The following is a 7,010-nucleotide window of genomic DNA, read 5'->3' as shown; positions in this document are numbered from 1 at the left end:
GGCAATACCGTCTCCGGCAACACGGTCCTGGTGACGGGCGGGACCATCGGCACTTCCGATGACGACGGCCAGATCTGCGGCGGATACACCGTTACAGGCGCTGCCGAGAACAACAGCGTCACCATCGAGGGCGGCACCATCGCCACCAACGCCCAGGGCGGCTATGTTGATTCCGGCACGGGCGCCGCAAGCGGCAATACGGTCCGCATCAGCGGCGGCAGCGTGGGCAAGTACCTCTACGGTGGCCACACCGTCGGCGGTCTGGCTTCCGGCAACAAGATCGAGATGCACGGCGGGGAGGTGGGCAAACACATCTATGCCGGCTACAGCGATAAGGGCGGCGCGTCCGGCAATGAGCTGGTCGTCGACGGCGGCACCATCTCGGGCAATGCCTTCGGCAGCTTCATCGACGCCGGCAGCACCCAGGATACCCGGGGGAACAAGGTCAGCTTCGGCGGCACAGCCTCCGTGGGGAACCTGATCGGCGGCTTCAGCGAGAATGGCAGGGCCACCGGCAACACGGTCACGGTCAGCGGGGGCACGCTCGCCAGGATCCGCGGGGCAATACCGTCTCCGGCAACACGGTCCTGGTGACGGGCGGGACCATCGGCACTTCCGATGACGACGGCCAGATCTGCGGCGGATACACCGTTACAGGCACTGCCGAGAACAACAGCGTCACCATCGAGGGCGGGGCCATTTCCCTCAACGTCAAGGGCGGCCATGTGGATTCCGGCACGGGCGCCGCAAGCGGCAATACGGTCCGCATCGGCGGCGGCAGCGTGGGCAAGTACGTTTACGGCGGCTATACCGACCAGGGCGACGCCAGCGGCAACACCGTGACCATCAGCGGCGGCACGCCCGGCGTTGCGGTCTACGGCGGTTTCGTCCAGACGGGCGCGGGCAGGGCCACCGGCAACACGCTCATCCTCGAAGGCAGCCCCAACCTGCGCGGCACGGCCCTGTACGGCGGCGGAACGGAGAGCGGCACCGGGGACATGGTCTCCGGCAACACGCTGGAAGTGCGCACGTCCGGCCTGACGGCCGCCAACGTGGGGCGCTTCGCCAGGTATCACTTCATCCTGCCGGAAGGGACCAGGGCCGGCAGCACCGTCCTGACCCTGACGGACGGGAAGGGCACGGACATCAGCAACAGCTCCGTAGGCGTGGCCGTGGCCGGCGGCACGCCCCTGCTGCGCAAGGGCGACAGCGTGACCCTGCTCAGCAACGAGCACGGCCTGAACGCGGAAGGCATGACCCACGAGCGCCTCAGCGCCCGGCAGGGGGTCTTCGTGGAATATGATTTCGACCTCAAGACCACGGATACCTCCCTGCTGGCCACGGTGGCTGACGACAAGCTGCCGGACGCCCGCGAAGGCGGCCGCACGGGCGGCACTGCCGGCCGGCTGGCCCCGCAGGCCAAGGCCCCGCTGGAAGGCGTGCTGGCCAATGTGGCCCTGGGCAACATCGGCGCCGACCTGGTGGCCGGGCAGGGCATCGACCGGGCCCGGGCCGCCGCTGCCATGAGCGGCGAGGGCCCGGCCTGGGGCATCGCGCCCTTCGCCGCGGTGAGCGGCACGCGTTCGCGCTACCAGACGGGTTCGCACATGGACCTGAGCGGCGTGAGCTTCATGACCGGCTTCGCCAAGCGGGTGGAGACGCCCATGATGGACATCCTGGCGGGCGTCTTCTTTGAAGCGGGCTTTGCCCGTGTGGACACCCACAACAGCTTCTCCGACGGTCCTTCCGTGGACGGCGAGGGCCGCAGCAGCTATTACGGCGGCGGTCTGCTGGCCCGTCTGGATCTGAGCCGCGACCTGCTCAAGGGCCTGTATCTGGAAGGTTCCTTCCGCTACGGTCGCATCAACAGCCATTGGCAGAGCGACGACCTGCACGATGCCGTCAGCGGGCGCAAGGCCGATTATGACCTTTCCACGCCCTATTACGGCCTGCATGCCGGTCTCGGCTACCTCTGGGAGCTGTCCGACAGCCTGACCCTGGACCTGTACGGCAAATACTTCTGGACCCGTACCCAGGGGCAGTCCACCCACATCGTGGACGATCCCTGGTCGTTCAAGGACGTGGATTCGCAGCGCCTGCGCCTGGGCGCGCGGCTGGGCTATGACTTCTGCCGGCAGGTGACCGGCTATGCCGGGGCCGCGTGGGAACGCGAGTTCGACGGCAAGGCCCGCGCCACGGCCTACGGGCTGGACGCGCCCTCGCCGAGCCTCAAGGGCGACAGCGGCCTGCTGGAAGCCGGCCTGACCCTCAAGCCCGTGGCCGACAGCGGCCTGAGCCTGGACTTCGGCGTCCAGGGCCATACCGGCGTGCGTCAGGGCGTCAGCGGTACGGCCCAGGTGCGCTACGAGTTCTAGGGACATCCCGTAACACGGTCTGAAGGCCGTTATGTGCGAGGCCCTTCCTGCTGCGGCGGGAGGGGCCTCCTTGACGTTCGGCGGAGGGGCGGCCCCGCCTCGTCGCGCGGAACTCCGTCGTCGCCTGGGGGAGCATCCGCAGTTCGCTGGCGGGGCCCCTCATCAATGAGAGCTCCTGCCCTTGCTTGTCCATAAAAATTGGGCGGGTTTTGGGGAAGATGGGGAGTTTGAGGGGGAAGGAAGCCCTTTTTGCCGCAAGCAGTGACCCAAAGGGCGGCCCGCCCGGCCGTGCCCGTGCGCCCTAAGGCCTTGCGGGCAGCGACAGCAAGGCAAAGGGTTCCTTCCCCCAAAACAAAACGTCATGGGGCCTGAGCCTAGTGCGGGCGATCCAGCACGCGCAGGGAGATGGCCTCGGCCACATGGGCGGGCGCGATGGCCTCCCGGCCGTCGAGGTCGGCGATGGTGCGCGACAGGCGCAGGATGCGCGTATAGGCGCGGGCGGAAAGGCCCAGGGCGCGCACGGCCTGTTCCATGAGCGCGTGCCCGGCGCTGTCCAGGGCGCAGTGCCGTTCCAGCAGCAGGCCGGCCAGGCCGGCATTGCAGCGGCAGGCCGTCCCGGCATAGCGCTCCTGCTGGCGTTCGCGGGCCGCCAGCACGCGACGGCGCATCACGGCCGAGGTCTCGGCCGCCTCACCGCCGCGCAGGTCCTCATAGGGTACGGCGGGCACTTCCACATGCACGTCGATGCGGTCCAGCAGCGGGCCGGAAAGCCGGTTGCGGTAGCGGTGCAGGGCGTCGGGGCGGCAGGTGCATTCGTGGTCCGGGTCCCCGTAATAGCCGCAGGGGCAGGGGTTCATGGCCGCCACCAGCATGCAGGAGGCCGGATAGGTCAGGCTCTGGCCGGCGCGGGCGATGGTCACGCTGCCGTCCTCCAGGGGCTGGCGCAGCACCTCCAGCGCGTTCTTGCGGAATTCGGGCAGCTCGTCCAGAAAGAGCACGCCGCGATGGGCCAGGCTCACCTCGCCGGGGCTGGGGTGCAGGCCGCCGCCCACCAGCGCGGCCTCCGAGACCGTATGGTGCGGCGAGCGGAAGGGCCGTGTGCGCACCAGTCCCTGTCCGGGAGCCAGTTTGCCCGCCACGCTGTAGATCTTGGTGACCTCCAGGGCCTCCTCGAAGTCCAGGGGCGGCAGGATGCCGGGCAGGCGCTGGGCCAGCATGGTCTTGCCGCTGCCGGGCGGGCCGATCATGAGCAGGTTGTGCCCGCCCGCGGCCGCCACTTCCAGCGCCCGGCGCGCGCCCTGCTGGCCGCGCACTTCGGCGAAATCCGCGGCGGACAGGGCCGCGTCCACCGGGGGAGCGGGCTCGGGCCGCCGGGCCTCCAGGCTTTCCCGCCCCAGCAGGAAGGCCACGCACTGCGACAGATGCGCGGGCGTGAACACGGCCACGTCCCGCACCACGGCCGCCTCGGCGCCGTTGTCCGGCGGCAGGATCACGGCCGCGAAGCCCCGCTGCCGGGCCATGATGGTCAGGGGCAGCATGCCGGGCACGGGCTTGAGACTGCCGCTCAGGGACAGCTCGCCCGCGAAGACGCGGCCTTCCAGCGCTGCCACGGGTATCTGTCCGCTGGCCGCCAGCAGGCCCAGGGCCAGGGGCAGGTCGAAGGCCGTGCCGCTCTTGCGGCGTCCGGCCGGGGCCAGGTTCACGGTGACGCGCGACGGCGGCAGGCGGAAGCCGCAGGCCCGCAGGGCCGAGAAGACGCGCTCCCGCGCCTCGCGCACGGCGGCCTCGGCCAGCCCCACCAGGGTGAAGCCGGGCAGACCCTGCCGCAGCAGGTCCACTTCCACCTCCACCGGGAAGGCGTCCACCCCTTCCAGTCCGGCGCTGTATAAGCGTATGACCATGGTCCCTCCACAGCGGAGCGTTGTGCCCGCATCGCCCGTGCGGGGCAGGGCGCGATGCCGGCCTCCGGGGCGGCGTGGTCCGCTCCGTCGCCCCGGCTCCGGCGCAGGCATGAAAAAAGGCGCCGCCGCATGTGCGGCGGCGCCCGGAAAGCCGCGTCCTAGCGGACGGCCTTGCCGATGCGGCTCCAGCGCGGGCTGTTGTCCTTGTCGTCCCAGGACCAGTAGATGCGCCAGGCCTTGGCCTGGATGGCGCCGCGATCCACGAAGCCCCAGAAGCGGGAGTCCAGGGAATTGTCGCGGTTGTCGCCCATGACGAAATATTTGTCCGGCGGCACGGTCACGGGGCCGAAGTTGTCGCGGATGGGCTCGATGACGTCGGGCTGTTCGTGGCGGATGTAGCTTTCTTCCACGGGCATGCCGTTGCGGTAGAGGCGCTTGTCGCGCACGGTGATGACGTCGCCGGGCAGGCCGATGACGCGCTTGATGTAGTCCACCGAGGGATTGTTGGGATATTCGAAGATGATGATGTCGCCGTAGGCGGGATCGTCGCCGCGGTAGAGGTAGCTGTGGGTGAAGGGGATCTTGATGCCGTAGGCGAATTTGCTGGCCAGCAGGTGGTCGCCGACCAGCAGGGTCTCGACCATGGATTCCGAAGGGATCTTGTAGGCCTGGACCACGAAGGTCCTGATGACGAAAGCCAGGACCAGCGCCACCAGCAGGGCTTCACCGTATTCGCGTATCATGGATTTCTTGGGCGATTTCTGCAGCAGTGTACTCATGGATCTTCCTTTTGCGGGATTGCCGCGCAGGCAGCGGCCCCGGGGCGCAGCGTCGGCGGTGCTGACCCGGCGGGGGCTCGCCGCGGATGCGGGCGGCCCCTGCACTATGCCCCGGCAGGGCGCAGAGGGCAAGCCCCCGGGACGCTATTTGCCGAACTTGTCCACATAGCCCATGACGAAGACCAGCAGGATGATGCAGGGCAGGCCGTAGCGCAGATAGTGCTTCATGAAGCGCGGGAAGCGCAGCCCCCGGCCCTGGTTGACCTCGGCCACGAAATTGTCCCAGCCCCAGCCGCGCCGCCAGCTGCAGAAGAGCAAAAAGAGCAGGCAGCCGAAGGGCAGCAGGTTGTTGCTGAGCAAAAAGTCTTCCAGATCCAGCACGCAGCTGCCCGGCCCGAAAGGCTGGAAGCCGGCCAGCAGGTTGAAGCCCAGGGCGCAGGGCAGGGAGGCCAGCCAGAGGCCGGCGAAGTGCAGCGCGCAGGCGCGGCGGCGTGACAGGCCGCTGACGTCCACGCTGTAGGAGATGATGTTCTCGAACACGCCGATGACCGTGGAGAGCGCCGCGCAGCTCATGAAGACGAAGAACAGCGTGCCCCAGAGGATGCCGCCGTCCATGGCGTTGAAGATGTTGGGCAGGGTGATGAAGATCAGGCCCGGGCCGCTGTCGGGCGCCACGCTGAAGGCGAAGCAGGCCGGGAAGATGATCAGGCCCGCCATGATGGCCACGAAGGTGTCCAGGGCCATGATCCACAGGGCTTCGCCGGTGAGGGAGCGGTCCCTGCTCTGGTAGCTGCCGAAGATGGTCATGTTGCCGATGCCCACCGAGAGGGTGAAGAAGGCCTGGGTCATGGCCGCGTTGAGCACGGCGTACCAGCCCACGCTCTGCATCTTCGCCACGTCCGGGGCCAGATAGAAGCTCACGCCCGCGGCCGCGCCGGGCAGGGTCAGGCTGCGGATCACCAGCAGCACCAGGATGGCCAGCAGGCCCACCATGATCAGCTTGACCACGCGTTCCACGCCCTTCTGCACGCCCATGGCGCAGACCAGGCAGCCCGCGCCCACCACGATGGTCATGCCCAGCACCTGTTCCAGGGGGCTGGCCAGCGTCGCGCCGAAAAAGGCCGCCACGCCCGCCGTGTCCAGCCCGGCCAGATGGCCGGAGAGCGTATGCCAGCAGTAGGCCAGCATCCAGCCCGTGACCGTGGTGTAGAACATGGAGAGCAGGTAGCTGCCCCAGAGGGGGATCCTGCCGAAGACATGCCAGTGCGTGCCCCCGGGCGGCAGGACTTTCAGGGCCCGTCCCATATTGCTGCGGGAGGCGCGGCCCACGGCGAATTCCATGATCATCACCGGCAGCACGGCCAGCAGGCAGAGCAGGTAGACGCCCACGAAGACCGCGCCGCCATAGGCGCCGGTGATATAGGGGAAACGCCAGACATTGCCCAGCCCGATGGCGCAGCCCGCGGAAAGCAGCAAAAAGCCCAGACGGCTGCCCAGCATCTCTCTGGCCTGAGACATGGAACCTCCCTGCCGGCCGCGTGGCGCGGTCGGCCTGTATTACGGATCGTTATGCGGGAAAGGAGCCCTTTTTGCGGCGGATTGTCAACCGCCTGCCGCGCGGGCCGTCCGTATGCGTGCGGCGCCGGCGGCACGGCCCTGTCCAGGAGCGGCCGCATCCGGGGCGTCCCCCATGCGTGCGGTGCCGGACGGTGCCACCACGGAAAAGCGCGTGGAAGGCGGGCCATCCCTCATCGTGCGACGCCGGCGGCCCGACGGCAGCGGGCGCCCCGCCGGAAGACGCCCCGCCTGCGTGCGGCCTCAGCGCAGGCCCGCGAGCCAGGGCAGGAAGGCGGGCGTGGCGGGCCGCCGGGGGGCCTGCCAGCCGGAGTCGCGGCGGCTGTCGGAGAAATAGAGGCGTTCCCGCAGCAGCCGGGGCTCCAGCGCCGCCACCGCCG

Annotated in this window: 4 protein-coding genes and 1 pseudogene; 2 read left to right on the top strand and 3 right to left on the bottom strand. The window is 69.1% G+C overall.

The annotated features are described in order from the left end of the window. Positions 1 to 594, top strand: a pseudogene (locus Q1X76_RS09735) (hypothetical protein); the annotation flags it as partial. Beyond that, positions 591 to 2,375, top strand: a complete 1,785-nt coding sequence (locus Q1X76_RS09730; RefSeq protein WP_300719651.1) for an autotransporter outer membrane beta-barrel domain-containing protein — start codon at positions 591 to 593, stop codon at positions 2,373 to 2,375. The pseudogene Q1X76_RS09735 and the gene Q1X76_RS09730, both read left to right, overlap by 4 nt. A 374-nt stretch (positions 2,376 to 2,749) precedes the next feature. Here the strand turns inward: Q1X76_RS09730 and Q1X76_RS09725 are convergent, their stop codons facing one another. From Q1X76_RS09725 to Q1X76_RS09715, 3 genes are all read right to left on the bottom strand, one after another. Next, complete coding sequence (locus Q1X76_RS09725) at positions 2,750 to 4,276, bottom strand: YifB family Mg chelatase-like AAA ATPase (protein WP_300719649.1); 1,527 nt, start codon at positions 4,274 to 4,276, stop codon at positions 2,750 to 2,752. A gap of 158 nt (positions 4,277 to 4,434) precedes the next feature. Then, entirely contained in the window at positions 4,435 to 5,055 is a 621-nt protein-coding gene (gene lepB / locus Q1X76_RS09720) for a signal peptidase I (RefSeq protein WP_300719647.1), read from the bottom strand. 144 nt (positions 5,056 to 5,199) lie between these two features. Continuing rightward, on the bottom strand, positions 5,200 to 6,573 hold the full coding sequence (locus Q1X76_RS09715; RefSeq protein ID WP_300719645.1) for a sodium-dependent transporter: 1,374 nt from the start codon (positions 6,571 to 6,573) through the stop codon (positions 5,200 to 5,202). Positions 6,574 to 7,010 lie beyond the last annotated feature (437 nt).

This window comes from uncultured Desulfovibrio sp., from assembly GCF_949282365.1.
In the GTDB taxonomy this organism is placed as follows: domain Bacteria; phylum Desulfobacterota; class Desulfovibrionia; order Desulfovibrionales; family Desulfovibrionaceae; genus Desulfovibrio.
This window is presented reverse-complemented; position numbering and strand designations above follow the sequence as displayed.

What these genes read in the sequence shown, in the direction of transcription:
- Q1X76_RS09725 (WP_300719649.1), bottom strand. Translation starts at nt 4,276, where the DNA reads ATGGTCATACGCTTATACAGCGCCGGACTGGAAGGGGTGGACGCCTTC.
- lepB (WP_300719647.1), bottom strand. Translation starts at nt 5,055, where the DNA reads ATGAGTACACTGCTGCAGAAATCGCCCAAGAAATCCATGATACGCGAA.
- Q1X76_RS09715 (WP_300719645.1), bottom strand. Translation starts at nt 6,573, where the DNA reads ATGTCTCAGGCCAGAGAGATGCTGGGCAGCCGTCTGGGCTTTTTGCTG.